At 73.1% G+C, this 25,537-nt stretch carries 19 protein-coding genes; 8 read left to right on the top strand and 11 right to left on the bottom strand.

Features of this window, described 5'->3' with window-relative positions:
* Positions 1–138: 138 nt before the first annotated feature.
* Both ACIPAE_RS25580 and ACIPAE_RS25585 read right to left on the bottom strand, forming a co-directional pair.
* On the bottom strand, positions 139–774 hold the full coding sequence (locus ACIPAE_RS25580) for a hypothetical protein (RefSeq protein WP_329372030.1): 636 nt from the start codon (positions 772–774) through the stop codon (positions 139–141).
* A 57-nt stretch (positions 775–831) separates the two neighbouring features.
* Positions 832–1,578, bottom strand: a complete 747-nt coding sequence (locus tag ACIPAE_RS25585; protein WP_329372031.1) for a FadR/GntR family transcriptional regulator — start codon at positions 1,576–1,578, stop codon at positions 832–834.
* A gap of 84 nt (positions 1,579–1,662) precedes the next feature.
* On the opposite strand from ACIPAE_RS25585, the gene ACIPAE_RS25590 reads away from it, so the two are divergent.
* The 3 genes from ACIPAE_RS25590 (at position 1,663) to ACIPAE_RS25600 (ending at position 5,585) form a co-directional block, all read left to right on the top strand.
* The gene (locus ACIPAE_RS25590; RefSeq protein ID WP_366412112.1) at positions 1,663–3,258 is read left to right on the top strand and encodes a sialate:H+ symport family MFS transporter; all 1,596 of its coding nucleotides are present in this window, start codon (positions 1,663–1,665) and stop codon (positions 3,256–3,258) included.
* Entirely contained in the window at positions 3,258–4,175 is a 918-nt protein-coding gene (locus ACIPAE_RS25595) for a dihydrodipicolinate synthase family protein (RefSeq protein WP_329372034.1), read from the top strand. The genes ACIPAE_RS25590 and ACIPAE_RS25595 overlap by 1 nt, the downstream gene beginning before the upstream one ends.
* A gap of 204 nt (positions 4,176–4,379) precedes the next feature.
* Positions 4,380–5,585, top strand: coding sequence for a sialidase family protein (locus ACIPAE_RS25600; protein WP_366412113.1), 1,206 nt, complete (start codon positions 4,380–4,382; stop codon positions 5,583–5,585).
* 96 nt (positions 5,586–5,681) lie between these two features.
* Here ACIPAE_RS25600 and ACIPAE_RS25605 read toward each other — a convergent pair whose 3' ends face one another.
* The 3 genes from ACIPAE_RS25605 to ACIPAE_RS25615 all read right to left on the bottom strand — a co-directional run bounded on the left by ACIPAE_RS25605 (position 5,682) and on the right by ACIPAE_RS25615 (position 10,329).
* Positions 5,682–6,809, bottom strand: coding sequence for a lipid II:glycine glycyltransferase FemX (locus tag ACIPAE_RS25605; protein WP_402448142.1), 1,128 nt, complete (start codon positions 6,807–6,809; stop codon positions 5,682–5,684).
* 593 nt (positions 6,810–7,402) lie between these two features.
* Positions 7,403–8,662 (bottom strand): PP2C family protein-serine/threonine phosphatase, encoded by a 1,260-nt coding sequence (locus ACIPAE_RS25610; protein ID WP_402448144.1) that lies wholly within the window; start codon positions 8,660–8,662, stop codon positions 7,403–7,405.
* On the bottom strand, positions 8,659–10,329 hold the full coding sequence (locus tag ACIPAE_RS25615) for an ATP-binding protein (RefSeq protein ID WP_402448247.1): 1,671 nt from the start codon (positions 10,327–10,329) through the stop codon (positions 8,659–8,661). The genes ACIPAE_RS25610 and ACIPAE_RS25615 overlap by 4 nt, the downstream gene beginning before the upstream one ends.
* A gap of 385 nt (positions 10,330–10,714) precedes the next feature.
* Between ACIPAE_RS25615 and ACIPAE_RS25620 the strand changes: the two genes are divergently transcribed.
* Positions 10,715–11,596 carry a response regulator gene (locus ACIPAE_RS25620; protein WP_329372045.1) on the top strand — a complete coding sequence of 294 codons (882 nt, stop codon included), beginning with the start codon at positions 10,715–10,717 and terminating at the stop codon, positions 11,594–11,596.
* A gap of 61 nt (positions 11,597–11,657) precedes the next feature.
* Here the strand turns inward: ACIPAE_RS25620 and ACIPAE_RS25625 are convergent, their stop codons facing one another.
* Positions 11,658–12,332 (bottom strand): MBL fold metallo-hydrolase, encoded by a 675-nt coding sequence (locus tag ACIPAE_RS25625; RefSeq protein ID WP_402448146.1) that lies wholly within the window; start codon positions 12,330–12,332, stop codon positions 11,658–11,660.
* An 89-nt stretch (positions 12,333–12,421) separates the two neighbouring features.
* Between ACIPAE_RS25625 and ACIPAE_RS25630 the strand changes: the two genes are divergently transcribed.
* Complete coding sequence (locus ACIPAE_RS25630) at positions 12,422–13,102, top strand: maleylpyruvate isomerase N-terminal domain-containing protein (RefSeq protein WP_402448148.1); 681 nt, start codon at positions 12,422–12,424, stop codon at positions 13,100–13,102.
* 84 nt (positions 13,103–13,186) lie between these two features.
* A complete protein-coding gene (locus ACIPAE_RS25635) occupies positions 13,187–13,786 on the top strand; it encodes an XRE family transcriptional regulator (RefSeq protein WP_329372050.1) in 600 nt (199 codons plus the stop codon).
* A gap of 156 nt (positions 13,787–13,942) precedes the next feature.
* Here the strand turns inward: ACIPAE_RS25635 and ACIPAE_RS25640 are convergent, their stop codons facing one another.
* The gene (locus ACIPAE_RS25640) at positions 13,943–17,074 is read right to left on the bottom strand and encodes a discoidin domain-containing protein (RefSeq protein WP_402448150.1); all 3,132 of its coding nucleotides are present in this window, start codon (positions 17,072–17,074) and stop codon (positions 13,943–13,945) included.
* Between the two features lie 883 nt (positions 17,075–17,957).
* Between ACIPAE_RS25640 and ACIPAE_RS25645 the strand changes: the two genes are divergently transcribed.
* A complete protein-coding gene (locus tag ACIPAE_RS25645) occupies positions 17,958–18,722 on the top strand; it encodes a GNAT family N-acetyltransferase (RefSeq protein WP_402448152.1) in 765 nt (254 codons plus the stop codon).
* Positions 18,723–19,241: 519 nt separating this feature from the next.
* On the opposite strand, the gene ACIPAE_RS25650 is transcribed toward ACIPAE_RS25645, so the two are convergent.
* From ACIPAE_RS25650 to ACIPAE_RS25665, 4 genes are all read right to left on the bottom strand, one after another.
* Positions 19,242–21,662 (bottom strand): glycoside hydrolase family 3 N-terminal domain-containing protein, encoded by a 2,421-nt coding sequence (locus ACIPAE_RS25650; RefSeq protein ID WP_402448250.1) that lies wholly within the window; start codon positions 21,660–21,662, stop codon positions 19,242–19,244.
* A 140-nt stretch (positions 21,663–21,802) separates the two neighbouring features.
* Complete coding sequence (locus ACIPAE_RS25655; protein ID WP_328461023.1) at positions 21,803–22,621, bottom strand: carbohydrate ABC transporter permease; 819 nt, start codon at positions 22,619–22,621, stop codon at positions 21,803–21,805.
* Entirely contained in the window at positions 22,621–23,577 is a 957-nt protein-coding gene (locus tag ACIPAE_RS25660; RefSeq protein WP_329372056.1) for a sugar ABC transporter permease, read from the bottom strand. Before ACIPAE_RS25660 ends, ACIPAE_RS25655 begins: the two co-directional genes overlap by 1 nt.
* 15 nt (positions 23,578–23,592) lie before the next feature.
* The gene (locus ACIPAE_RS25665; RefSeq protein WP_328461019.1) at positions 23,593–24,891 is read right to left on the bottom strand and encodes an extracellular solute-binding protein; all 1,299 of its coding nucleotides are present in this window, start codon (positions 24,889–24,891) and stop codon (positions 23,593–23,595) included.
* Between the two features lie 286 nt (positions 24,892–25,177).
* Here ACIPAE_RS25665 and ACIPAE_RS25670 point away from each other — a divergent pair, with 286 nt between their 5' ends.
* Entirely contained in the window at positions 25,178–25,483 is a 306-nt protein-coding gene (locus ACIPAE_RS25670; RefSeq protein WP_328461017.1) for a hypothetical protein, read from the top strand.
* The last annotated feature ends 54 nt before the right edge of the window (positions 25,484–25,537 follow it).

Genomic DNA, 25,537 nt, shown 5'->3' on the forward strand with positions numbered 1-25,537 from the left:
ACACCCTCCCGTTTCACCCGCGCAGCCTAACGCCGTCCCGTATCAGCCCACCAGGCCCACGGCGGCGTTTCAACGCGTTACACGCGGCGGCACACCGGGCGTCCCCTGGGCCCGTGCCGTGACCCTGGTCGTCCGGGGCTACGGGGAGGGGGGAGGGCCGGCCTGGCTGAGGTAGGTATGGATGCGGTCGCGCTCCCAGGCGCCGGCGTCGCCGTCAGGGTAGTGCTGGGGTTCGAGCCACTGCCAGAGCAGCGTGAGGACGTCGCGGACCGGGGTGCCGGGCCAGGGGGAGCGGAGCAGCACGTAAGGGTCGGTGAGCCGGTCCGGGCGGGTGTCGGGGAGGGTGCGGCGGTGGGCGGCCGGCCACGCCTGCGGCACCGTCGGGCTGCCGGTCAGCTCCTCCGCGGGGGCGAACCCCTGGGCGATGAGTTCGGCGGCGCCGGGCGGCAGCCAGCGCGAGCGGTGGACGGGGTCGCCGAGGTCGGCCCGGCGCAGCGCGGCCAGGGGTGCGCGGACCCCTTCGTCGACATCCTGGGCCGTGCGCTGCCAGGTCCGTTCGTGGGCCGCGACCAGCGCCTCGTCCGCACCCGCGAGGAACAGCTCCTCGCACCGCTCGCACAGCGCCAGCTCCTGCGCCCAGATGTGCTCCTTGCCGTACACCCGGTGCCGGGAGCGGTCCGGGTCCAACCGGTGCACCCACACGCCGGGCGACGCGGCGCACCACGCGCACCGCGGACCGTCGCCGTCGGGTTCGTACGCTCCGTGATCACCCATGTACCGACCCTACGACGCACCACCGACAGTCACCCGGCAGCCGCAGCGGCACTGCTGTCACGCCGGTCGGGCCGGCTCCGCCGCCCAGCGGTCGGTGCGGGCGGTGACGTCGGCGAAGTGCTCGGCGATGGCGTCCGCGGCGGCGCCCGGGTCGCGGGAGCGCAGCGCGTCCAGGACCCTGCGGTGCTGGCGGACGACCTGGTCGTGGTCCGTGCGCGGCTTGCCGACCTCGTGTTCGAGCTGCCGGTACACCCCCCAGAACAGCGCGATGAGCTGGAGCGCGAGCGTGTTGCCGAGGGGCTCGTAGAGCAGTTCGTGGAAGCGCCGGTCGTGGTCGGCGCGGCCGGGCGCCCCGTCGGCGGCCAGCGCGTCCAACTCGGCCTGGAGGCGGTCGAGATCGGCGGCGGTCAGCTCCAGGGCCGAGCGCCTGATCAGCCCGCTCTCCAGCATCGCGCGGACCTCCACGATGTCGCGCAGCGCGCCGGGGTTCTCGCGGCGCACCGCGAGCCGGGAGTGGAAGAGCAGCCCGGGCGCCATGGACAGCACCTGCGCGGTGCCGACGTACGTGCCGTAGCCGTGCCGGATGTCGACGATGCCGAGCGCCTGGAGGCCCTTGAGCGCCTCGCGCACGGAGTTCCGGCTGACCCCGAGGGTGCGCATCAGCTCCGGCTCGGCGGGCAGCGGGTCGCCCGGGTCGAGGTCCAGTTCGACGATCAGGTCGGTGATCTGGTCCTGCACGGTGGGTCGCCGGCCTCGGGCCGGCGGCGAGATCTCCGGTACGGGGGGCTTGCGCTGCGCTGCCATGGCGCCTAGGTTACCTGGACCGTAGGACGTCGGACGTCCCACGTCCAACCTCACCGTTCACCCGCTCCCGAGGATGCGAGCCGCATGAGCTACTCACAAGCACCACCGCTGCGTTGGCGTGCGGAACTGTCCCGTCAGGACTGGAAGGCGTTCTCCGCGGCCTGGCTGGGCTACGCGATGGACGGCTTCGACTTCGTCCTCATCACGCTGGTCCTCACCGAGATCTCGCACGACTTCCACCTCTCCACGGTCACGGCCGCGACCCTGGTGTCCGCGGCCTTCGTCTCCCGCTGGTTCGGCGGCCTGGCCATCGGCGCGCTGGGCGACCGCTTCGGCCGCCGCCCGGCGATGGTGCTCAGCATCGCCCTGTACGCCGTGGGCTCGGTGCTCTGCGGCTTCTCCTGGGGCTACTGGTCGCTGTTCGCGTTCCGCATGGTCGTCGGCCTCGGCATGGCCGGCGAGTACGGCACCAGCGTCACCTACCTCATCGAGAGCTGGCCGAAGAAGCTCCGCAACACCGCCAGCGGCATGATCCTGTCCGGCTACCCGCTCGGCGGTGTGCTCGCCGCCAAGGTCTACGCGTGGGTCGTGCCGCACAGCAGCTGGCGGGTGCTGTTCTGGATCGGTGTGCTGCCCGTCGTCCTCGCGATCTACCTGCGCCGCAGGCTCCCGGAGGCCACCGAGTGGAAGGAGGCCGCCGACTCCGGCCGGCGCCCGGTCAGCGCCACCGCCGTCCTGTTCTCCGGCGGCCGCAGACGGCTGGTCAACGTGGTGCTGTGCCTCGCCGTCGCCGTCGCCCTCGTGGTGGTGCTGCGCGGCCAGAACATGCCGGTCACCCTCGCGCTGGTCGCCGTGATCACCGCCTGCTTCGTCGCGCTGACCGTCCAGTTCGCCGGACGCCTGTGGCCGGTGGTGGTCGCGCTGATGGTCACCGTGTTCTGCGCGTTCCTGTACTCCTGGCCGCTCCAGGCGCTGCTGCCGACCTACCTCAAGACCTCGCTGCACTACAGCCCGGACCAGGTGTCCAACGCGCTGCTGTACGCCGGTTGCGGCTACGCGGTCGGCTGCGTGCTCAGCGGTTACCTCGGCGACCGGTTCGGCACCCGGATCGCGTACACCGGGATGCTGACCGCCTCGCTCGTCTTCGTCGTGCCCGTCTTCGCGCTCGGCTCCGGCCACACCGTGTGGATGTGGGTGCTGCTGTTCATGCTGGTCGGCACCGGCTCGGGCGGTTCCGGGGTGCTGCCGAAGTACGTCAGCGACCATTACCCGCTGGACATGCGGGCCGCCGCGCTCGGCTTCAGCTACAACGTCGGCGCGCTCGGCGGCGCCGCCGCCCCCGTCCTCGGCGCCAAGCTCGCCAAGCCGCTCAGCCTCGGCACCTCCATCGCCGTGCTCGGCGTGGCGCTCACCGCCCTGGTCGTCCTGCTGGTCGGATTCAACGTGCCGGTCCGCGTCCAGCGCGCCGCCGACCGCCGTGCCGAACGCGCCGGGCTGCCGCCGCGTGAGGGGCAGCAGGAGGGGGTGTTCGCGCCGAACCCGGCCGCGGGTCAGGACCCGGGCGCCGCATCCGACGTGGGTCCCGCATCCGGCCCCGGTACGGGCGCGGGCCCGGGCCCGGGGCACCAATCCGGCGCGCCCGCCGCACCGGCCCAACCCAACACCGCGAAGAGGACCTGATGTTCCACGGAGTCGTCCCTCCCCTGTGCACCCCGCTGACCGACGACGGGGAGGTGGACACCGCGTCGCTGGAACGCCTCACCGCGTTCCAGCTCGACGCCGGCGTGCACGGCCTGTTCGTCGGCGGCTCCACCGGGGAGATCGCCCAACTGACCGACACCGCACGGGACATCGCCCTGCGTACGGTGGTCGCCACCGCCGCCGGGCAGGTTCCCGTGCTGGCCGGCGCGATCGACACCGGGACCCTGCGGGTGCTGGACCACGCCCGGCGCGCCAAGGCGATCGGCGCCGACGCGGTGGTGGTCACCGCGCCCTTCTACGTCGGCGTCGCCGAGCCCGAGGTGCGTGCCCACTACGAACTCCTGCACGCGGCCCTCGACTTGCCGCTGGTCGCGTACGACATCCCCGCCAACACCGGCTTCAAGCTGCCCTCCGCGCTGCTGGTGAGCCTCGCGCAGGACAAGGTGATCGCGGCCGTCAAGGACTCCTCCGGCGACCTCGAAGGCTTCCAGCGGGTGCTGGACGGCACCGCCGGCAGCGGCGCGGGCTGCCTGACCGGCTCCGAGACGCTCGCCGACCTCGCGATGGCGCGCGGCGCGGACGGGATCGTGCCCGGGCTCGGCAACGTCGATCCGCACGGATACGTGCGGCTGTACGAAGCGGCCCGGCGCGGCGACCATGCCGCCGCGCGGGCCGAACAGCGGCGGCTCACCGAGCTGTTCGGCATCATCGGGATTCCCGACCAAGGGAGGATCGGGCGGATGTCCGCGGCCCTCGGCGCCTTCAAGGCGGCGCTCGCCTCCCGCGGCGTCATCCGGTCCGGCCGCACCCAGGCGCCCTTGCTCCCCCTCACCCCGGACGAGCTCGCCGCGATCACAGCCCACCTCGCCGCTGCGGGCTTGGGGGCCGTCCGGTAACGGGACCGCCCGCTCGCACGACTCCGCCTCGGTGAGTGTCCCTCGCGGTGGTTCGGTCACCTTGCGGTGCGCTGCGGCTTGCCGCGCAGTTCCCCGCGCTCCTTTGAGGGTGGCCGTGCTCCCGCGGGGTGACCGGCAAGCCGGCCACCGGGGCGCAGGGAAACGTCATCACGTCAGTGCCACGTACAACAGGAGGCCGTCAGCATGCCGTTCAGCCGTCGCAGACTCATCGTGTTGCCGCTCGCCGCGGGAGCGCTCAGCCTGGCCGGGGTGTCCACGAAGGCGGTGGCCGCCTCGGAAGGCGGCGCGACCACACCGGCGCCGGAGACGACCGTGTTCACCTCGGGCGCCGACGGCTACGCCGTGTACCGCATCCCGGCCGTGGTCCGCACCGCGCGGGGCACCCTCGTGGCGTTCGCCGAGGCCAGAAGCGGCAGTTCGGACAGCGCGACGACCGTGGTCGTGGCGAAGCGTTCGGCGGACGGGGGCCGCACCTGGGCCGCGCAGGCGGTGGTCGCCGGCGACGGCACGAACACGCATGGGAACCCCGCCCCCGTGGTCGACCCGCGCACCGGCCACATCACGCTGCTGACCTGCACGAACGGTGCCGGAGTGACGGAGGCGGAGATCATGTCCGGCCAGGCGTCCGCGGCCGACGGCCGCCGGGTGTGGGTGCAGCACAGTACGGACGACGGGCAGACGTTCAGCCCGCCGCGGGAGATCACCGCGACCACGAAGCACCCGGACTGGCGCTGGTACGCCACCGGCCCGGGCCACGCGATCGCGCTGGAGACCGGGCGGTACCGCGGCCGGCTGGTGGCGCCCGCCAACCACTCGACGGCGCCCCCGGCCGGCTCCACCGACGTCGGCACCGAGGCGAAGTACTACGGCGGCCACTGCCTGCTGAGCGACGACGGCGGCACCACCTGGCGGATCGGCTTCGTGGACGACACCCCGGACGGCGTGGTCAACGCCAACGAGACCGCGGTCGCCCAACTTCCCGACGGCACCGTGTACTTCAACGCCCGCGACCAGAACGGCACCGCCCCCGGCGTCCGGGTCGACGCCCGCAGCCGTGACGGCGGCGCGCGACTGGAAGAGCCGTACGCGCCCCAAGTGGGTCTGGCCGGACCGGTCGTGCAGGGCAGCCTGCTGCAACCGGCCGCCGGGCCACTGCTGTTCGCCGGGCCCGCCGACCCCGACGCCCGCGCGGACATGGCGGTCCGCGCGAGCACCGACGGCGGCCGCACCTGGACATCCGTCCACACCCTCAGCGGGCTCCCGGCCGGCTACAGCGACCTGGTGCAGACCGGCCCCGACGAGGTCGGCCTGCTCTACGAGACCGGCACGGCCACCGCGTACGACCGGATCGCCTTCGCCCGGCTGCCGTTGCGCGCGCTGCGGCCGTGACCGGGCGGGAGACCCGCGCGCCCGTATCCGTACGCGGGCCGGCACCGTATCCGATCGCGGACCTGCTCCGTCCGTACGCGGGCCGGCCCGCGCTCCTCAGCGCCGTGACAGGTAGGCGTCGAGCGCGCGGTGCAGCACCCGGTTGACCGGGAAGTCCCACTCGCCGATGTTCTCGCACGCCTCGCCGCCCGCACCGGACTTGAAGCGCAGCAGCCCCAGGTGCGGGTCGGACTCCGCCACGGTGTCCGTGATGCCGCGGAAGTCGTAGACCGACGCGCCCAGTTCGCAGGCGTCCTGCACCATCTGCCACTGGATCGCGTTGTTCGGCTGCACCTCGCGGCGCATGACCGTGGAGGCCCCGTAGGAGTACCAGACGTGCCCGCCGACCGTCAGCATCGTGGCCGCCGACAGCACGTCGCCGTCGTGCGAGGCGAGGTACAGCCGCATCCGGTCCGGGTCCTCCGCCGTCAGCGCGCCCCACATCCGTTCGAAGTAGGTCAGCGGGCGCGGCACGAAGCCGTCGCGCTGCGCGGTCTCGACGTAGAGCCGGTGGAACTCCGGCAGGTCGGAGGCGTCACCGCGGACCACCTTGACGCCGGCGTTCTCGGCCTTCTTCACGTTGCGCCGCCACTGCTGGCTGAAGCCGCGCAGGATGTCCTCCGGCGCCCGGCCCCCGATCGGCAGCCGCCACACGAACCGCGGCTGGCCCGCCCCGAAGCCGTCCGCGCCGGTCCGGGCCGGCCGCCAGCGCGCCGCCCGCAGCCGCGCCTGCACCTCGCTCGCCCGCGGGTCCTGCCACGTCGGCTCGGCCTCGCCCAACCGGGTGACAACGGGGTCGGCGATCGCCGCCTTGACCGCATCCGCGTCCCAGCTCCGCGCCTCGACCCGCGGGCCCACCCGCACCGCGAACGCGCCCTGCGCCTTGCAGTGCGCCACCAGCGGCTCCAGCCACCGGTCCAGGTCGTCGGCGTGCCAGTCGATCACCGGGCCCTCCGGCAGGTACGCCAGCGACCGCCGTACTCTCGGCAGCGGCCGGTACAGCACCAGGCCCACCCCGACCAGCTGCCCCTGGTCGTCGCTCCACCCCAGGCTCTCCGCCCGCCAGTCCGGCTTCACCCCGCCCCACGACGGCACCTGCATATGGCTCGCGGTGCCCCGCTCCGCCACGAAGTCCATGTGCTGCCGTGCGCTGATCGGTGCAACGGTGTAGGTCGTCGATGCCATCGGAAAGTCAGCCGCCCTTCGCCTGCGCGGCCTCGAAGAAGGGCCGCGCGTGAACGTGTCGCGCCGGTGCTCGCAGCGTACGACGGGCAGGACGGGTCGGCCCGGTGGCGGCCGGGGCGCAATCGAACGGTTGATCGGTGCGCCGGCCGGGCGGAGGGCGCCGTTCCGCAGGCCGGCGGCGGCACGAGCCTCACCGCGCGGCAGCTCACCCTGGTCACTCCGGCCGCCAACTCCTGCTCGAACGGCGGCACATGGAAGTGGCCGGAGCGGTCCGCCGGATCTTCGCCGTGCAGGCGCAGACGGCCGCGTCGCCGCATGTCCCGTCTGTGGAACCGGGTACGGGACCTCGCGCCCGAGGACCTGGACGCGGCGTTCGCGGTCCGCCGGATCGTCAAGGCGGGCCTGATGCGGATCACCCTGCACGCCGTCCACGCCGTCCACGCCGTCCACGCCGAGGACTACGCGGCCTGCCGCGCCGCCATGCGCGGCACCCCGCGGGCGAGCCGGCGGGGCCGACCCGGCCGCACGGTGGTGAAGGTCTGGGCCCGCGGGCGTGCGGGTGCGCGCCCGCGGGCCAGGTTCGCGCTCCTCCGCTACCAGGTGAGCAGCAGCACCGCGATGTCGTCGAGGTGCCGACCCGCGTCCATCTCCTGGGCGGTGGTGGCGAGATGGTCGACGAACGGGCGGCCCGAGAGCGGGGGAGCGGCGTCGACCAACGCCACCAGGCCCTCGGTGCCGAGGCGTTCGCCGCCGGCGCCGACATGGCCTTCGGTGAGCCCGTCGGTGAACAGCAGCAGGGAACCGCTGCCGGGCAGCTCCGACTCGGTGGTCCGCCAGTCCGCGAGACCGGGTACCAGGCCGAGCGCGATGCCCGGGAGCGCGGCCATCTGGCTGGTGCGGCGCGGGAGTCGGGCGCCTGCCGTGCCCGCACCGGCCTCGCCGTCCCCGTCCCCGCCTGCCTCGATGAGCAGCGGCGCGTCGTGCCCGGCGAGCGTCACCTCCACCCGGCAGCCGGCGCCGTCCGTGGCGGGCGTCAGCGACAGCGTCGCGACCGTCGCGAACATCGACGACGTGGTCCGTTCCGCGACGAGGATCTGCTCGATCACCCCGAGCAGGTCCGCGTCCCGGTGCCCGCTCAGCACCAGCGTGCGCCACGCGATACGCAGGCACACCCCGATCGCCGCCGCGTCCGGGCCGTGCCCGCTGACGTCGCCGATCACCGCGTGCACGGTCCCGTCGGGGGTCTCCACCACATCGAGGAAGTCCCCGGCCAGCAGGGCGCCTTCGCGGCCCGGCAGGTAGCAGGACGCCGTGGCCACCGCGGTCCCGGTACGCATCGGCACCGGCAGCAGGCCCCGCTCCAGCCGCTGGTTCTCCTGCGCGCGCTGCTCGTTGAGCCGCAGTCGCGCGGTGGTCTGCTCGGCGTGCTTGCGGTGCACGGCGTACCGGATCGAGCGGTCCAGCAGCTCGCCGGTGACCGTGCCCTTCACCAGGTAGTCCTGCGCCCCGGCGGCGACCGCGTCCGCGCCGGCCCGGCTCTCGGCGAGTCCGGTCAGCACGATGATCGCCGACGACGGGCAGGCCGCCTGGGCCTGGTGCACGGCGCCGATCCCAGAGGCGTCCGGCAGGTGCAGGTCGAGCAGGATGCACTCGGGTGCCTCCTGCGCCATCCGCCCCATCGCGTCGGCGAGGGTCTGCGCCCAGTGCAGCCGTACGTTCAGCGTGGTGTCGGAGAGGTACTCCTCGACCAGCAGGGCGTCCCCGGGATCGTCCTCGACGAGCAGCACGCGGTACGTCTCGGCGGACTGCGGTGCTCTGGACGCGGCGTCCACGGCCGCGTTGTCACCGGTCACAGCCCCGCTCCCGACGTTCCCGCGTCCTTGTCGCCGTCCGGCTGCGACTCCGGCTGCGACTCCGGCTGCGGCTCCGACTCCGGCTCCGACTGCGCCGGCAGTGAGGCCCGCACCGACCGCGACTCCGGACCCGCCTGCGTCTCCGCTGCCGCTTGCGTCTCCGCTTCCGCTTGCGGCGCCGGTTGTTCCGCGCGGCGCGGGAGCGTGAAGACGATCCGCGTGCCGGGGGAGTGGTCGGCGTCGATCCGGACGTCGCCGCCGTGGAAGTCGACGATCTTCTTGCACAGCGCCAGGCCGATGCCGTTGCCGGGATAGGCGTCGCGGGTGTGCAACCGCTGGAAGATCACGAACACCCGCTCGGCGAACTCCGGCGCGATACCGATCCCGTTGTCGGTCACCGCGAACTCCCACCGCTCCTCGCCGTCCGGCGCCACCGACAGGTGGATGCGCGGCGGCCGGTCCGGGGCGCGGAACTTGATCGCGTTGGAGAGCAGGTTCTGTAGCAGCATGCCCAGTTGGGTGGCGTCGCCGCTGACCACCGGCAGCGGGTCGTGGGTCAGCTCGGCGCCCGACTCCTCGACCGCGAGGCTCAGCGAGTCCGTGGTCCTGGTGTACAGCGTCTCCAGGTCCACCGCGGTGGACTCGGCGTGCACCCGGCCCACCCGGGAGAACGCGAGCAGGTCGTTGATGAGCGTCTGCATCCGGTTGGCGCCGTCGACCGCGAACTCGATGTACTGCCCGGCGCGGTCGTCGAGTTGGTCGGCGTAACGGCGCTGGAGGAGCTGGCAGAAGCTCGCCACCTTCCGCAGCGGCTCCTGGAGGTCGTGCGAGGCGACATACGCGAACTGCTCCAACTCCGCGTTGGAGCGCCGCAGATCGGCCGCCTGCTCGTCCAGCCGGCCGCGCACCGTGTCGCTGAACGCCAGCGCCTCCACCAGGCGCACGCGCATCGACTCCACGTCCACCGCCAGCGCGCGGACGTCGGCCGGGCCGGTCGCCGCCACCTGGTGGCCGAAGTCACCGTCGGCTACCGTCCTGACGTCACCGGAGAGCCGGCCCAGCGGACCGGTCACGCCACGGCGCAGCCCGACGAAGATCAGCGCGGTGAGCACGGTGATGACGGCCGCGATGAAGCCGAAGATCCAGTCGCGCTCGGCGTCCACCCGCCGCAGGTCCGCACGGGCCTTGTCGTGCCGCTCGGCGAGCGTCCGCTCCAGCCGGCCGGCGGCCGCCCGTACCGCGTCGAACTCCTGCTTGCCCTCCTCGGCCCGCTGCGTCGCCAGCGCCACCGGGGCGCCCGGTGCGGCCGCCGCGATCGGGCGGGCGATCCGGGACTGCCACACCTCGGTGCGGGCCAGCAGCGTGTCCAGGTCGGCGTTCGCCCCCTTGTCGTGCGCGAGCAGAGTCCGCAGGACCGCGGTGTGTTCGCGCTGGTCGGTCAGACCGGTGCTGTAGGGCTGGAGGAACGACCGCTGCCCGGTGATGCCGTAGCCGCGTACGCCGGTCTCCTGGCTGATCAGCGTGTCCTCCAGCTGCGCCGCGGCCACCAGGGCGGGCGTGTCGGAGTTGGCCAGGTTGTCGGTGAGGCGGGAGGAGCGGGCGAAGACCCAGCCGCCGGCGAGTGCGAGCACCAGCAGCACGGTGAGCGCGGCGCAGGTGCCGACCACCAGCCACCGGCGGGTGGTCCAGCCGTCCTGGACCGGCCGGCGGACGCGGGCCCGGTGTCCCGGGCCCGGTGTCCCGGGCTCGGCGGGCGGGTCGGGTTCGGCGGTCGGGTCGGTCGCGGCGGTCGGGCCGGGCCCGGCCTCCGGCTCCGACTGCTGCGGCTGCGGCGGCGAACTCTCGGTGTGCACCGACCGATCCTGCCCGTCGTCGCGTATCGGCACAACGCCGGCCACGGCTGCTCCTCGAACATGTCGAACACGTCGACCGCCGCGGGTCGCGGCGGTCAGCGGAAAAATTAGCACCACGAACAGTCGCAGTGCGGCAACAGTACACTGGTGGGACAACATGGGTTGTCCGATCACGGTCACCCCCGTATAGAGTGCACAAGTGCCCAGCGAGCGAACCTCCCTGCCACCCGAACACGACCGGCTCACCGAGCTGGCAGAGCGCGCCGTGGAGGACCTCGCCCGCAGACTCGCCGAGGAGGAGTTCGTACCGCTCCGGCGGGGCACACGCCGCCTCGGCGACACCCGAACCGGATCGGGCAGGGCCGCCCCGCGCGGCCCGGCCCACCACCAGACCACCGAAGGCCAGGCCGTCGAACCGCTGGCCCGGCTGCACGCCCTGTCCTATCTGCTACGAGCCGTCGACTCCTGCGCCACGCAAGCGGCTTCGGCCGCCGCCCGGCAGGGAGCCGGCTACCCCGAACTCGGCAGCGCCTGGGGCATCACCCGCCAGGGCGCGCGCCGACGCTGGCCCGGCCTGGTCTTCCTCGCCGATCAACCCACCCGGCCCCTGCCCGCCCGGACCTCCAGGAGCGCATTCGTGAACGCCCTCATGCCCAACCGCTCCTACCACGTCCTGCTCGTCGAGGACGACGCCGCCGACGCGCTGCTGATCGAGGAGGCCATGAACGACAAGGGCATGGTCCGCTCCATCGCCCGTGCCACGGACGGCATCACCGCGCTGGAATACCTCCGCTCGCCGGACAACCCGCGCCCCGACCTGATCGTCCTGGACCTCAACATGCCCCGGATGAACGGCCGCGAGCTGCTCGGCGTGCTCAAGGACGACCCGCAGCTCGGCCCGATCCCCGTCGTCGTGCTGACCACCTCCTCCACCCCCGACGACATCACCGCCGCCTACAGCCGGCACGCCAACGCCTACGTCACCAAGCCGGTCAACCTGGACGACTTCCTCCAGGCGGTGCGCCGCATCGACGAGTTCTTCCTGGAGACCGCGACCGTCCCCAGCCGCGAGGAGGAGTAGCCGCGAGGCCGGGGAGCGGCTGCGGGGGCGGAACGCCGACCCTCGTCCCGCCGTCCCGCCGTCACTCCGTCGCTGCTGCCGCCGCCCGCAGGGCCGCCGCCGCGCCGTGCGCGATCGGGTCGCCGTGCCCGAAGACCGCGGTGGCGGCGTCCAGTCCGGCGAGCCGGTGCAGTGACGCGACGGCCCGGGCGCGGTCGGTGTTGAAGACGCCCAGCATCGTCCGGCCGGCGTTGGCGACCGCGTCGCCGGTGAACAGCACGCCGGGGCCGGGCAGATGGAGCGCGATCGACCCGTCCGTGTGCCCGGGCACCGCCACGACCACCGCCCCGCCGCCGAAGTCCAGCACGTCGCCGTCGTCGACCTCACGGTCCACCCGGCACGGCGGGGCCGGCGGCAGCGGCGGGACGGCCGCCCGGATGGGCACCTCGAACTCCTCCAGCACGGGCGGTGATCCGGCCACCCGCCCCCGGATCACCGGTGCCTCCAGACGGTGCGCCACCACCTCCGCGCCGTGCCGGGCGGCCAGTTCGGCGGCCGCACCCGTATGGTCCTCGTGCCAGTGCGTCAGCACGATCCGCCGCAACCCGCCGTCCAGCACCTCCCCGATCCCCTCCGCGCAGTCCGCGGTCCCGGCGTCGACCAGGGTCAGCCCGCCGTCGTCGTCGCGCCACAAGTAGGCCGCGCCCACCGGGAAACGGAGCATGCGCAGCCTCGGCAGTACCTCGATCACATCCATGCGTCCAGCCTGCACGGCCGCCCCGGCGGGCGCGTCGCCGTTCGCCGACGGCTCACCGGGAACTCCGTGCGGACCCGTAGGCTGGCCGGATGGCGGACGAGCGGAACACGACCGCGGTGGACGCGCTGCGCGCCGCGTACGGGGCGTTCACCGCGGTGCTGGCGGACCTCGGCGAGCGGGAGTCGTGGCAGCCGACCGGCTGCACCGGCTGGGCGGTCCGCGACCTGGTCTTCCACTGCCTCGCCGACGCCCAGCGCGGCCTGGTCGCCCTGCACACCCCGGCTCCCGGACCCGCGGACCGCGACGCCGTGACGTACTGGCAGGGCTGGCAGCCGGGCACCGCCGGCGCGGCGAACGGCCGCCGCTGGGCGCGGGTCAGCGCGAGCATGTTCCTCGACTTCGGCCAGCTGCGCGAGCTGTACGCGCAGACGGCGGCCGCCGCCGTGCACGCGGCCGCGGCGGCCGACCCCGGCGGGCTGGTGGCCACCCAGGGGCACACGCTGACCGCCGCGGACCTCGTCCGCACCCTGGCGATCGAGGCCACCGTCCACCATCTCGACCTCGTCACGGACCTGCCCGGCGCTGCCGGGCCCTCGGCGGCCGGACTGGCCACCACCCGCACCAGCCTCGACGGGCTGCTCGGCCGCCCGGTGCCCGTCGAGTGGACCGACGCGCACTACGCCCGCGCCGCCACCGGCCGCACCCCCCTCACCCCGGCCGAGCGCCGCCTGCTCGGCCCGGACGCGGACCGCTTCCCCCTCTTCGGCTGACGCGGCGCTCCCGCAGTGCCGGGCGTCGGGGTTCCGCGCGGCGGAACTTGACAAAGAATGTTGCCGCAATGGCACATACGGGATATGGCCGAACTGCACGAAGTCCTCGCCGGAGTGGGTCCGCGGCTGCGCAGCCTGCGACACGCCCGCGCCTTCACCCTCGCCCAGCTCGCCGAGACCACCGGCATCTCGCTGAGCACGCTGTCCCGGCTGGAGTCGGGCCGGCGCAAACCCACCCTCGAACTGCTGCTGCCACTGGCGAAGGCGTACGGCGTCCCGCTGGACGAACTCGTCGGCGCGCCAGCCACCGGCGACCCGCGTGTCCACCCGCGGCCCTTCACCCGCCACGGCCAGACCTTCGTGCCGCTCACCCACTACCTCGGCGGCCTGCACGCGTACAAGCAGATCATGCCGGTCCAGCCGGGCGGTCCCGACGTGGACGGCCGCCTGGAGCAGCGCACCCACGAGGGCTACGAGTGGCTGTACGTGCTCTCCGGCCGGCTGCGGCTCGCGCTCGGTGACCGCGACGTGATCCTCACCGCGGGGGAGGCCGCCGAGTTCGACACCCGCACCCCGCACGGGTTCGCCAATGCCGGCGACCGACCGGTGGAGTTCCTCGCCCTGTTCGGGCCGCAGGGCGAACGCGTCCATCTCCGGGCCCGCTCCGTCCCCGACCCGAGCTGATCCGGCCTCCAGCCGAGCCGAGCCGGGCCCGAGCCGAGCCGGGCCCGAGCCGACCCGGCCCGGCGGGGCGGCGGCGCTCCCCGGGGCCGGCTCGCGAGCCGGCCCCGGAGAGCGCTCCACCGTTCATCTCGTCCGACCATCACCCGGGACCGGCGCTCACCCCCAACTCGTGATGCCGGCCCCGTACGGGTACAGCGGGTTCCCGTACGTCGTCGGCACGGTCTGGCCCGCGTCGATCTTCGCGCGGATGTCCGCGCGCTCGGCGTCCGTCGCGCCGAGGTCGTACGGCAGGTCCCACGCCTCGTTGGCGTCGGCCTGCGTGTCGCCGCCGCCCGGCTTGAGCACCTGGTCCAGGCTCCTGGGCAACTGCCAGGGCAGGTGCCCGTGCGGTGTGTAGTCCCCGAAGAGCAGGCTCGCCGTCGCCGGACCGACCTCCTCGCCGCCGCGGTAGGTCACCACGATCGCGTCGGCGAGGTCGTTCCAGTCGCTCATCACGATCGGTCGGGGCAGTGTGAGGACGACCACCACCGGGATGCCCTGGTTCTTGAAGTTCCGGATCAGGGCGAGCTGGTCGGCCGGCAGGTACGGCTGGGTGTCCGGCCAGGCGGTGGCGTGGGTGTAGGACGGCTCGCCGACGTCGACGATCGCGAGCTTCGGGTTCGGACCGGTGTCCTGGTAGACGTTGACCCCGGCCGTCGCGGCTCTCTGCTTGATCGCGTCCAGCATGTCCAGCGAGCCGTAGTCCGGGTGGAAGTAGCTCGACCAGATGCAGCACGACGCGCCGTCCGTGGCCCGGTCGCCGGCCACCACCACGTTGTCACCCGCGTCGAGCTTCACCGGCAGCACGCCGTCGTTCTTCAGCAGCGTGTCCGACTCCCGCGACGCCTGGTTCGCCAGCGCCGCATAGCTCGGCTGGTGGAACCGGTAGGGCCCGTTGACCGGGTCGCCGTAGGGGTGGTCGAAGACGCCCAACTCGAACTTCAGCTTCAGGATGCGGCCGACCGCGTCGTCGATCCGGGCCTGCGGCACCTGCTGCTCGAAGCTCGCCATGGTGAAGTCGGCCGCACCCGGGTCGGCGCCGCCCATCACGTCCGAGCCGGCGTTGGCCGCGTTGATCCACGCCGACGACGGCAGCCAGTCGGTGGTGATCAGACCGGTGTAACCCATGTTCTGGCGCAGGTAGTCGAGGATCTTCGCGCTGTCGCCCGCACCCGGGCCGCCCGGGTCGAGATACGAACTGCCCGCGTAGCCCGGCATGATGTTCACCGCGCCCGCGTCCATCGCGGCCTTGAACGGGATCATGTGGTACTTGATCGTCACCGCGTCGTAGACGATCCCCGCCTCACCGCCGGCGCCCTCGCCCGGCCAGTGCTTCACGGTGGCCAGCACCGAGGACGGGTTCAGCTCCGGGCCGCCCTGCAAACCGGCCACCAGCGCCTTGAGTTGGGCCGCGGCCACGTCCGCGTTCTCGCCGCCGCCCTCCTGGATGCGCGGATACAGCACCTTCGTGCCGACCTCCGCCAGCGGCGACAGGGTGCCGCGCGCCCCGACCTCCAGCTCCTCCTCCCGCTGCATGTTCCCCAACCGGTAGTCCAGCGGGTAGTCCTTCCCCGCCGCCAGCGTGCTCTGTAGCGGATACGTCGTCTGGTAGCCCGCGGTGGTGTCGCCGGCCGACACCGGCGGGATGCCCAGCCGGGTGGCCGCCGTCGACATCAGCACGTCGTTCAGGTCGGCGGGCTGCGCCGGGCCGAAGTGCCAGCCCGACATGGGGTACTGCTGCACGTTGTAGAACATCTGGTACGCCTTCTCCTCCAGCGTCATCCGCCCCAGGAGATCGCTCACCCGCGTGTCGACCGGCAGCCGCCAGTCCTCGTACGGCTCGATCGTGCCGTCCTTGTTGAGGTCGCGGGCGCCGTCGACCACGTTGACGCCGTCGTCGGCCCGCTCGACGTCCGGCAGGTAGACGCTGAACCGGCGGATGTCCGAGGTGGTTCTCGCCCCCGACCCGCTCACCGCGACGACGTACCACTTGTACGTCCACCGGTCGGTGATGTCCCAACTCGGCGTGTAGCCGGTGCCGGTGGGCTCGGCGACCTTCGTGTACAGGTCGAGCAGGCTGCCCGACGCGGTGAAGTCGTAGTCGGTGCGGCTGATGTTGATCCACACCTCGTAGTGCGCCGCGTCCGGGACCGCCGCCCAGGACAGCTGCGGCCTGCGGGTGTTGGTGACCATCGCCTTGTCGGCCGGTGCGGACAGCGCGAACTGGCCGGTGGTGGCAGGGGGTTTGGTCGGACCGGAGAGCATCGGCGGGGTGGACGCCTGGTCGTCCACGGTGCCGTAGACCTGGAACTCCCAGAGGGAGTAGCCGTATCCGGTGGCGCGGGCGGTGCCGACCAGCCGTATGTAGCGGCCGGAACCGGTGAGCGGCAGCTTCTCGATGCCGCCCTTGCCGGAGGTGGTGGTGTAAAGGGGAGTCCACGCGGTGCCGTTGTCCGACACGTCGATGTGGTACCCGGTGCCGTACGCCGACTCCCAGTCGAGCACCACACCGCTGACCGCGGCGGTGCTGCCGAGGTCGACCTGGAGCCACTGGTCGTCGGTGTACAGGCTCGACCAGCGGGTGGTGGTACGGCCGTCGAGCGCCGCCGCGGGCGCGTTGCCGCCCTCGTACGAGGAGGCCGTGACCTGTTTGAACGCCGAGACGACGGTGCCGGGGAAGTCCCCGCCGCCCGGGTCCGTGCCGCCGCCGGTCGTCCCGCCGTCGCCCCCGCCGCCGGCCGATCCGTAGACCTTGAACTCCCACAGGGAGTAGCCGTACCCGGTGGCGCGGGCGGTGCCGTACATCCGCACGTAGCGGCCGGAACCGTTTACGGCGAGCGTCTGCTCGCCGCCGGTCCCGGTGCTGGTGGAGTAGACGTCGGTCCAGGTCTGCGCGTCGTCGGAGACCTGGATGCGGAACGCCGTGCCGTAGGCCGTCTCCCAGTCGAGGGTGACGGAGCTGATGGTGTCGGTGGCGCCCAGGTCGACCTGGAGCCACTGCGGGTCCGAAGCGGCGCTGGACCAGCGGGTGTTGCCGTCGCCGTCGACCGCCGCGGAGGCCGGGGTGCCGGCGTTCTCGGTGGAGGAGGCGGTGGCCGGGCGGCCCTGGGAGAGCAGGCTGTCGGCGGCGTGTGCGGCGCCGCCGGCGGTGCCGACCAGGCAGCCGGCCGCCAGGGCCGTCGCGGCCGTCGCGGCGACGGCTGGTCGGTGCCGGCCGGCACGTCCGAGGAGACGGGAAAGGAAGCGCATGGCAGCTCCACGTGGGGGTGGCCTCGTGCCGCGGCGGCGCCGTCGCTTGGCCGGGCGACGGCACCACGCGGCTGGGGGGATGACTCGGACTCACGGGACCGTGCCCATGCTCGAACACGGTCGGAGAGCGCTCTCCGGGGAGTCTGTGGGAGGGCCCGAACCACTGTCAATACGTCGGGCACGGTAAAGGCACAACCAAAGTACGGCCAAGGTCCGGCAGTGCGACCGGGTGCGACCGGGTGCGGGTGGCGCGCACGCCGGGCACGCCGTGCTGTTGCCGTGGCGTCGCCGGAGCCGGAGCCGGAGCCGGAGCCGGCGCCGGCGCCGGCGCCGTACGGCGGGTGGGCGCCGCCGCACGCCGAAGTCGGGTGCGGGTGGGCCGCGTTCACCGTTCCGCCCGCCGAGCGCGCCGCGCGGCGAGGCCACTTCGGCACCGCAGGACCTGACCGGCCCGCACCGGACCGGGCCGGGCCGGGCCGGGGCAGGCCGCACTCGGGTCCCGCGGGTAATCGCGTTGCGCCGTCGGCGGCCGCCGTGGCAGAGTCGGGCCTGCCCGGCGGCCGTTGTGGTCCCGGGTCCTCACACACGGTTGGGAATGAAGTCCATGGCTCCGGCGTCCCGCAGCGGCCGCCGTACGCGCTGAGCGGTCCGCTCCTGCTCCCCGTCGAGCAGCGGCCTCCGTTCGCGCCGCGCGCTTCGCGTGCGGCGGTCCTTCGCCGCGGTGCTTCCCGCACCGCCGGTCGCCCTCGCGCGGGGGACGGCCCGCCCGGCATCTCGCCGGGCCAGGCAGCAACGCGCCCTTCCCGCCGGCACCGCCGATCACTCGGTCACCGCCATGCGGGAGAGCGCTCCACCGTGTTTGTTTTCGTGAGGTCACATCATCGTGAGCACCAATGTCCAGAACTTCGCCGTCGCCAACCTCCGCCGTCGCCCTGCGGCGATGGAGGTCGGAGGCTTCGTCGTGGGCTTCGACCCCGCCACCTCCAGCCCGTACGTCAACTACGCCACCCCGCTGCCCGGCGCCGAGCCGACCGCGGCGGATGTCGCCGCTCTCGTCGGCGCGTTCCGTGACCGCGGGCTCAAGCCGCGGTTGGAGTTCGCGCCCGACCGCGCACCCGAGGTCGAACCCGCGCTGCGCGCCGCCGGGTTCGGCGTGGAGGCGGTGCACGAGTACCTGGTCTGCGAGCCGGGGGCGCTGAGCATGCCGCCGTCCGCCGGCGGCCTGACCGGGCCCCTCGTGGCGGCCCCGACCACCGAGCAGGAGTACGCGGCGATCGACGCGGCCCTGTCCGAGGCGTTCGAGGGGGAGTTCGCCGCGTCCGCGGAGGGCGTCGCCCGGTTGCGGCGTACCCAGGAGAACGGGGGAGCGGTGCGGTTCGTCAGCGCCCCCGAAGGCGGTTGCGCGGGCGGTGGCTCCTGCTCCGCGCCCGCGGTCGGCACCGCTGAGCTGGCGGGCATCGGAACCCGGCCCGCCTTCCGCCGCCGCGGCATCGGCGCCGCCGTCACCGCCGCGCTCACCGCGGCGATGTTCGAACAGGGCGCCGAATCGGTCTGGTTGGAGTACTCCGGGGACGGCTCCCGCCGGGTCTACGAGCGGCTCGGCTACTCCCCGCAGGGCACGCGGCTCTACATGGCGTTGGAGGTGTAAGCGGGCGGGTTGCGGGAACCGCGCGCGGTGCCGGCTCCGACGGCGCCGCGCGCGGCCCGTACGCAAAGTTCGTGAGCCGACGGTTCCCGAACCCGCTTGTGCGGCACTGCGGGCGGCCAGTGCGCCCGGCACCCGGCGGATCGGCATCCTGGTGACGGCGCCGGTCCCGGAGGCGCTCGGGCCGATCGTCCCGGGCTGCACGTTCCCCTTCGTCGCCATCGTGCACATGTCCGCGCAGGCGGGCCTGTTCGGCGGCGGAGAGCCGGACGACCTCGCGGTCACCTGCGGCTCCCAGCGGTACGACCGGCCGATCGTGTACATCACGGTCGCGACCATCGTGGTGATCGTGCGGGCCGGGCAGTTCCTCGGCAACTGGCCGGCCCGGCGTGCGCTGCGCCGCTGGGGCCCGCGGTCGCTGGGCGGACGTTGCCGAGCCGGCGGCCCGGCCTCGCCCGCGGTCGCACGGCACACCTGTGCCCCCTGCCCGGCACGGACAGGGGGCACCGGCGCGCCTTTCGACTACCCCCGGTCCACCGTGAAGCCCGGGTGCAGCCTGCGGGTGTGGTCCACCACGCGGGGCGGCCCGGTCAGGGTGCAGACGACGGTGAGCCGCAGGTCCGTACTGGAGGCGCCCAGGCGCAGTTCGAGGGTGCCGGGTTCCACCACGCGGCGGCCGTCGCGGCCGGTGAACGCGGCCAGGTCGGCGGGCACGGTCAGCTCCACGCGCGCGGAGGCACCCGGCGCGAGGCGCAGCCGCCGGTAGCCGACCAGCCGCTGCTGCGGCTGCACCACGGAGGCGACCGGGTCGTGCAGATAGACCTGGACCGTCTCGGTGCCCTCGCGCCGCCCGGTGTTGCGGACGGTGAAGGAGCAGCGCACCTCCCCGTCGGTGCCGGCCTGGAACTCCGCGACGCGCAGGTCCGTCCACTGGAAGGTGGTGTACGTCAGCCCGTGCCCGAAGGCGTATGCCGGGGTCGGGTCGACGTTGGAGACCTCGCTGGCCCGGCCCAGCCGCGCGGCCAGGTACGTGGTCGGCTGGCTGCCCGGCCGGCTCGGCACGCTCACCGGCAGCCGCCCGGACGGCTCGACCTGCCCGGCGAGCACGGCCGCGACGGCCGCGGTGCCCTCCTCGCCGGGGAAGAACGCCTGCACGATGGCGGCTGCCTCGTCCACCGCGCGGCCGAGCGCGTACGGCCGTCCGGCGAGCAGGGTGAGGACGACCGGGCGGCCGGTGTCCAGGACCGCGTCGAGGAGTTGCTGCTGCACGCCCGGCAGCGCCAGCGACTCCGCGTCGCAGCCCTCGCCGCTGGTGCCCCGGCCGAACAGCCCCGCCCGGTCGCCGAGGGCGAGCACCACCACGTCCGCCTCGGCGGCCGCGCGCACCGCCTCGGCGAACCCGCCGGTGTCCTGGTCGTCCACGCCGCAGCCTGCCGCCGCGACGATCCGGCTGTCGGTGAACTGCGCCGCCAACGCCTCGCGCAGCGTGGGCAGTTCGATGCCGGCCGGCACCTCCGGGTGCTGGACCCCGACGTGCATGGGGAAGGCGTAGCAGCCGAGTACCGCGGTGGGCGTCTCGGCGTTGGGGCCGATGACCGCGATCACGCCCGGCCGGTGGAGCGGCAGGGTGCCGTCGTTGCGCAGCAGCACCACGCTCTCCTCGGCGACCCGGCGGGCGATGTCCCGGTTGGCGGCCGAGTCCAGGTCCACGCTGCCGCGCAGCGCCTCCCGGTACAGCGCGCCCGCGGCCGACACGGAGGCGTCCGGGTTGTTGACGTCGCCGGCGCCGACCGCCGTACCCGTGCCCGAATCCGTATCCGAATCCGCGCCCGTCTCCGTCTCCGCGCTGTCCTGCGCCGGCGCCCGCCCCGGAGCGGTCACCCCGTCGACGCGCCCGGCCAGCACCTGCGGTACCGGGTCCCATCCCGCGTCCAGCAGCCCCAGTTGGGCCTTCTGCACCAGCACCCGGTGCACCGCCCGGTCCAGCAGCGCCTCCGGCACCCGTCCGCCGGCGACCGCCTTGAGCAGCGGCTCGCCGTACGCCTTGACAGTGGGCAGTTCGACGTCCACGCCCGCCGCGAGCGCCGCGCCGGCCGCCTCCCCGAGGGTGCCCGCCACGCCGTGCAGGGTCTGGAGGAAGGCGACGCCGAAGTAGTCGGCGACGACGGTCCCGGTGAAGCCCCAGGTGTCGCGGAGCAGCCCGGTCAGCAACTGCTCGTCGGCCGCCGACGGGATGCCGTCGGTGTCGGTGTAGGCGTGCATCACCGAGCGGACGCCGCTCTCGCGCACCGCCATCTCGAACGGCGGCAGGATGACGTCGGCGCGTTCCCGGCCGCCCATGCCGACCGGCGCGAGGTTGCGGCCCGCGCGGGAGGCGGAGTAGCCCGCGAAGTGCTTGAGGGTGGCGACGATCCCGGCCGACTCCAGCCCGCGCACGTAGGCGGTGCCGATCGTGCCGACCAGGTACGGGTCCTCGCCGATGGTCTCCTCGACCCGGCCCCAGCGCGGGTCGCGCACCACGTCCAGCACCGGCGCGAGCCCCTGGTGCACGCCGACCGCCCGCATGTCGCGGCCGATCCGCTCGGCCATGGTGCGCACCAGCGCGGGGTCGAAGGTCGCGCCCCAGGCCAGCGGCACCGGGTAGGCGGTGGCGCCCCAGGCGGCGAAGCCCGCGAGGCACTCCTCGTGGGCGAGCGCGGGGATGCCGAACCGGCCCGCGGCCATGATCCGGCGCTGGGTGCGCAGCAGCGACAGCGCGCCGAGCGCCGGGTCGACCGGTGCGGTGCCGAACGGCCGGGTGAGCTGGCCCAGGCCGTGCGGCAGCAGCTCGTCGAGGGTGACCGGTTCCTCCATCTCGTGCTGGTGGGGGGCGACTTCGCCGCCTTCGGCGGAGGCGCCCACCCAGATTCCGTACAGCTGCGCGGCCTTCTCCGGCAGGGTCATCTCGGCGATCAGGGCGTCGGCCCTGGCCGCGGGCGGCAGGGAGGCGTCCCGCCAGCGGGCGACGGGCGCGGGTGTGTCTCCCGGGGCGGTCTCTTTGGGCACGGTCTGTTCGGGCACGGTCTGTTCGGGCACGGTGTCGGTCACTTTCCTCCGACGCCCATCAGCCCCTGCACCAGGGCACGGCGGGCGAACAGGTAGACGATGAGGATCGGCAGCATCGACAGCACCACCGCGGCCAGCAGGCCGGGGATGTCCACGCCGTGCTCGGTCTGGAAGTCGTACAGGCCCAGGGTGACCACCTTGGAGGAGTCGGACTGGGTCAGCACCAGCGGGAAGAGGAAGCCGTTCCACGCCTGGAGCGCGGAGAAGACCACGATCGTGGACAGCCCGCCCTTGGACAGCGGCAGCACCAGCTGGACGAAGACCCGCCACTGCGGGGCCCCGTCCATCGCCATCGCCTCGTACAGGTCGGGGGTGATGTCGCGCATCACCCCGGTCAGCACCAGGGCGCTCACCGGCAGGCAGAACGCCGCGGTCGGCAGGATCACCCCGGCGAGGTTGTCGTAGAGGCCGGCGCGGTTGATGACGTAGAACATCGGCACGATGACCGCCTGCGCGGGCACCGCGAGGCCGAGCAGGAACAGCCGGAAGACGCCGGTGGTGATCCGGCCGCGGCCGCGCACGATCGCGTACGACAGCGGCGGCACCAGCAGCACCACGATGGCCACCACCGCGGCGGTCACCAGCAGGGTGTGGAAGAAGTACCGGCCGAAGCCGTTGGAGAAGTCCTGCGTGTAGTTGTGCAGCGTGAAGTGCTTCGGGAAGGACAGCGGGCCCTGCTGGGCGTAGTCGTCGCGGCTGCGCAGGGTCGCGGCGAGCATGACGTACAGCGGCAGGCCGACCAGGAACAGCCAGACCAGCGAGCCGAGTCCGGCCAGGAAGTTGGGGCGGCTTCTCATCACAGACCCTCCGAGCTGCTGCGCATCCGGTCGTAGCCGGAGACCCGCACCACGACCAGCGAGATGACGGTGGCGACCAGCACCAGGACCAGCGCGATCGCCGCGCCGCCGCCGAAGTCGAAGCTCTTGAAGGCCTGTTCGTACATGTAGTAGGCGCTGATGGTGGTGTCGGTGCCGGGGCCGCCCTGGGTGAGGATCAGGACCGTGTCGAACGTGGTCAGGCCGCCGACCACCATCAGGATCATCGAGGTGATCATGGTGTTGCGCAGTTGCGGCAGTGTGATGTGGAAGAACTGCCGTACGGTGCCCGCGCCGTCGATCGCCGCGGCCTGGTAGAGGACCTGCGGGATGGCGCGGGTCGCGCCCTGGTAGATGAGGGTGTGGAAGGGCGTGTACTGCCAGGCGCCGACGAAGACCAGCACGCCGATCGCGCCGGACTGCATGCCCAGCAGGTTGCCGTTGCCGAACAGCCAGCGGGCCTGCGCGGGCACCCCGAAGTTCGGGTCGAGCAGGGCCCGCCACAGCACGGACACCGCGGTCGCCGACAGCAGCAGCGGTACGAAGAACACCGCCGACAGCACGGCGCGGTTGCGCTGCTTGCCGGCCGCCCACACCCCGAGCAGGATGCTCAGCGGGGTCTGCACGGTGACGCCGAGCACGGTGATCAGGACGCTCAGCCACAGGCTCTGGATCATGGTGTGGTCGTGCAGCAGCGCGCGCCAGTTGTCCAGGCCGGCGAACTCGGGCGCGCCCAGGCCGTCCCAGCTGGTGAAGGAGAGCACCGCCACCAGCACCAGCGGCAGGATGGCGAACAGCGCGAAGAACAAGGTGGCGGGGACCGCCCAGGCAAGGCCCGGGCGGGTCACGGCGGAGCCGGACCGCCGGGCCGGGCGGCGAGCGGGCCGGGTGGCCCGCCCGCCGCGCGCGGCGGGCGGCGCGGTCGAGGTGGTGGTCATGGCGTGGTCCCTGGGTCAGGACGCCGAAAGGCCCTGCATGGCCTTGATGAAGCCGTCGGCGTTGATCTTGCCGTCGAAGAACTCCTGGACGGCGGTGTGGATGGCCGTGGTCTGCGACGGCGGGTACGCCTGGTCCCACGAGAGCTGGAACGAGGGGGCCTGCTTGACCATGTCGAACTGGTACTTCAGGTAGGCCGGGTTGGACGCGCTGTCCAGGAACTTCGGGGTGTTGGTGGTGGTCGGCAGGTTGCCGATGGCCAGGTGCGCCTTCACGAACTCGTCCGAGTACTGGAGCTTGAGGAACTGGGCGACGGCGTCCGGGTACTTGGTCTTCTTCAGCACCGAGTAGAAGTTGTTGGTGTTGCCGACCACGTCGTCGGGGTTGCCCTTGCCGCCCGGCACGCTCGGGAAGGGGCCGTAGCCGAGGTCGTTCTTGGTGAAGTCCGGGTTGGCGTCCTGCTCGGTGGAGTACTCCCAAGAGCCCATCAGCTCGAAGCCGGCCTTGCCGGTGGCCAGCAGCGCGGGGGAGCCGCCGTCACTGAACTTCACCGAGTCGTAGTTGCCGCCGAACGCCCCCGCGTCCACGAGCTGCTTGAGCATCGTCAGCGCCTTGCGGCTGTCGGGGGTGTTCCAGACGCTCGTGTCGCCGCCGAGCGCCTTCTCGAACAGGCCGGGGCCGGCGATGCGGTCGTACATGTACTCGAACCACATCTGCGTCGGCCACTGGTCGCCGCCGCCCAGCGCGATCGGTGTCTTGCCCTTGGCCTTGAGCACCTTGACGGCGTTGAGCAGGTCGTCCCAGGTCTTCGGCTCGGACAGGCCCGCGTCGGCGAGCACCTTCTTGTTGTCGAAGAGCAGCACCGGCTGGGTGCCGCGCATCGGGACGCCGTACGGCTTGCCGTCGATGACCGCCGTGTTGAACACCGACGGAAGGAAGTTGGACTTCAGCCCCGGGTCCTTGGCGATGAAGCTGTCCAGCGGCATCAGCAACCCGGCCTTGACGAACGGCTGGATGCTGCCGGCTCCCCAGTTGTAGAAGATGTCGGGGGCCTGCTTGGTGGTGATGATCGTCTGGAGCTTCTGCTGGTAGTCCGCGCCGGGGATGGTGTCCAGCACCGCCTTGACCTTCGACGTCTTGTTGAAGGTGGCGACGATCTGCTTCTCCACCTTGTTCGTCGCGTCGCCGTAGACCAGGACGTGGATGCGGCCGGAGCCGGACCCCGAACTGCTGCCCCCGCATGCCGCCATGGACAGCCCGAGTGCGAGCACCACGCCACCGGCGGCGGCACGAGAGAACCGAGCGCGCTTCATCATGGAGTGCCTTTCGAATGTTTCGGCGGCGATGCCGAAATTTCTGCGCCGCCCAGACGCTAGAGCGCGGTGGGAAAGCCGGTCAACCCTCCGGCCTGCGGTTATCAAAGCGTTACGGTGTGTGGGTCGGGGTGTAACGCCACACAGGTATCGCGGGGTGCGTGGGAAGCGGGGCGGCCGCGGGAGGGGGCGTCGAAAGCTGTAGCCAGCGGGATCGATCGTTTCGGAACCGAAGCGGTTGGAGCGGGCGGCGGCCGATTACGGGAGCGCCGGTGGGTACCCGAAGGGCATGACTTCTGGAGACGACCAGAGAGACCATCAGCGGGGGCGGCGGGACCGACCGGAGTGGCCCGACCCGCACGACCCCCCTGACCCGCTCGCTCCCCGCGGCCCGTACGGCGCCCCCGCCGCACACACGGCGCACCACCCGCACGACCCGCTGCTCACCCCCGACCTTCCCCCCGCCGCCGAAGCCCCGGAGCTGCCGGGCGCGGTACGGACCCGCCCCGAGGACAGCCCGGTCGGCCGGCAGGCGGAACTTCCCCCGCCCTACGGCACACCCGCCTCCGGCGACACCCCGCCCAAGGGCGCGTGACGAACCGCCCGGCGGTGCGCGGGTGCGTACCGCGCGGGCAGGTCACGCGTCAGC

Origin of the sequence: Streptomyces sp. NPDC087270, assembly GCF_044744625.1 — a bacterium.
Taxonomy (GTDB): domain Bacteria; phylum Actinomycetota; class Actinomycetes; order Streptomycetales; family Streptomycetaceae; genus Actinacidiphila.